1 pseudogene is annotated in these 2,825 nt (G+C 47.8%); it reads right to left on the bottom strand.

The features are described from left to right. A pseudogene (locus tag J2X17_RS18995) lies at positions 1-2,825 on the bottom strand (DUF11 domain-containing protein); the annotation flags it as partial.

Consider the following 2,825-nt stretch of genomic DNA (forward strand, 5'->3'; position numbering starts at 1 on the left):
ACTCCTTTGTCATCAATACTTAATGGCCCGTTTGTTACCGGAGTTACATCTGTATTGTCAGCTGTTACCGGAACTCCGTTCAAAGTGTCGTTTGTCGTAACATTACCAACTGTGGTTGGCAATGTAGTGCCTGGTTTTTGCGTTGGGAATGTATCCACAACTGCATCAATTGGATTCAACACTACAACCGTATCGGTTACTGAATCACAATTTCCAGGTGTAACTGCCAATCCTGTCGCTGGGTTAACCTCGCATATTGTGTATGTGATAGGGTAACTTCCCGATGGGGTATTTGGCGCAAGTGTCAATATTCCTTTGTCATCAATACTCAATGGTCCTTCTGTTATCGGTGTTACATCCGTATTATCAGCTGTTACTGGAACTCCGTTCAACGTATCGTTCGTAGTTACATTTCCAACTGTTGTCGGCACTGTAGTACTTGGTTTTTGCGTTGGGAATGTATCAACTATTGCATCTATTACTGATGGTGTACTTGTACTTGTGTTATTTCCCGATGTAGGGTCTGGCTCTGTTCCTGTGATTGTTGCCGTGTTGGCATACGATCCGGTGGCTTTAACCGTAGCAACCACTGTTAAGGTTGCGTTTGCTCCGTTTGCCAAACTGCCTATGGTCCAGTTTGGTGATGACCAGGTTCCTTTGCTTGGAGTTGCGCTTACCAATGTATATCCTGATGGCAATGCATCTGCAATGCTTACTCCAGTGGCATCACTTGGTCCGTTATTGCTTGCCGTTATGGTAAAAGTGACGTTTGTTCCCACTGACGGGGTAGCGTTATCAACCGTTTTAACAACTCGTAAATCCGTACTTGCTACTGGCACTGGTGTACTTGTAGCGGTATTGTTTGCTGGTGTAGGGTCTGGCTCTGTTCCTGTGATTGTTGCCGTGTTGGCATACGATCCGGTGGCTTTAACGGTGGCAATCACCGTTAAGGTTGCGTTGGCTCCGTTTGCCAAACTGCCTATGGTCCAGTTTGGTGATGACCAGGTTCCTTTGTTTGGATTCGCGCTTACCAATGTATATCCTGATGGCAATGCATCTGCAACACTTACTCCCGTGGCATCGCTTGGTCCGTTATTGCTTGCCGTTATGGTAAAAGTAACGTTGGTTCCCACTGACGGGGTAGCGTTATCAACCGTTTTAACAACTCGTAAATCCGTACTTGCCACTGGCACTGGTGTACTTGTAGCGGTATTGTTTGCTGGTGTAGGGTCTGGCTCGGTTCCGGTGATTGTAGCCGTGTTGGCATACGATCCGGTGGCTTTAACGGTGGCAATCACTGTTAAAGTTGCGTTTGCCCCGTTTGCCAAACTGCCTATGGTCCAGTTTGGTGATGACCAGGTTCCTTTGCTTGGAGTCGCGCTTACTAATGTATATCCTGATGGCAATGCATCGGCAATACTTACTCCCGTGGCATCGCTTGGTCCGTTATTGCTAGCCGTTATGGTAAAAGTAACGTTGGTTCCCACTGACGGTGCCGAGTTACTAACAGTTTTGGTAACTGCCAAATCTGCACTTGCCACTGATCCCGGTGTACTTGTACTTGTGTTATTTCCCGGTGTAGGGTCTGGCTCGGTTCCCGTGATTGTAGCCGTGTTGGCATACACTCCGGTAGCTTTAACCGTAGCAATCACTGTTAAAGTTGCGTTTGCCCCGTTTGCCAAACTGCCTATGGTCCAGTTTGGTGATGACCAGGTTCCTTTGCTTGGAGTTGCGCTTACTAATGTATATCCTGATGGCAATGCATCTGCAATGCTTACGCCCGTGGCATCGCTTGGTCCGTTATTGCTTGCCGTTATGGTAAAAGTAACGTTTGTTCCCACTGACGGGGTAGCGTTATCAACCGTTTTAACAACTCGTAAATCGGTACTTGCCACTGGCACTGGTGTACTTGTCGCGGTATTGTTTGCTGGTGTAGGGTCTGGCTCTGTTCCCGTGATTGTAGCCGTGTTGGCATACGATCCGGTGGCTTTAACGGTGGCAATCACTGTTAAAGTTGCGTTTGCTCCGTTTGCCAAACTGCCTATGGTCCAGTTTGGTGCGCTCCAGCTTCCTTTGTTTGGAATCGCGCTTACCAATGTATATCCTGATGGCAATGCATCGGCAATGCTTACTCCCGTGGCATCGCTTGGTCCGTTATTGCTGGCTGTTATGGTAAAAGTAACGTTTGTTCCCACTGACGGTGTCGAGTTACTAACAGTTTTGGTTACTGCCAAATCTGCACTTGCCACTGATCCCGGTGTACTTGTACTTGTGTTATTTCCCGGTGTAGGATCTGGCTCGGTCCCCGTGATTGTAGCCGTGTTGGCATACGATCCGGTGGCTTTAACGGTGGCAATCACTGTTAAAGTTGCGTTTGCCCCGTTTGCCAAATTGCCTATGGTCCAGTTTGGTGATGACCAGGTTCCTTTGCTTGGAGTTGCGCTTACCAATGTATAACCTGATGGCAATGCATCTGCAACACTTACTCCTGTAGCATCGCTTGGTCCGTTATTGCTTGCTGTTATGGTAAAAGTAACGTTGCTTCCCACTGACGGGGTAGCGTTATCAACCGTTTTAACAACTCGTAAATCTGCACTTGCTACTGGCACTGGTGTACTTGTAGCGGTATTATTTGCTGGTGTAGGGTCTGTTTCGATTCCCGTGATTGTAGCCGTGTTGGCATACACTCCGGTAGCTTTAACGGTAGCAATCACTGTTAAGGTTGCGTTTGCTCCGTTTGCCAAACTGCCTATGGTCCAGTTTGGTGATGACCAGGTTCCTTTGCTTGGAGTTGCGCTTACCAATGTATATCCTGATGGCAATGC

The organism is Flavobacterium aquidurense (genome assembly GCF_031458035.1).
Classification (GTDB): domain Bacteria; phylum Bacteroidota; class Bacteroidia; order Flavobacteriales; family Flavobacteriaceae; genus Flavobacterium; species Flavobacterium aquidurense_C.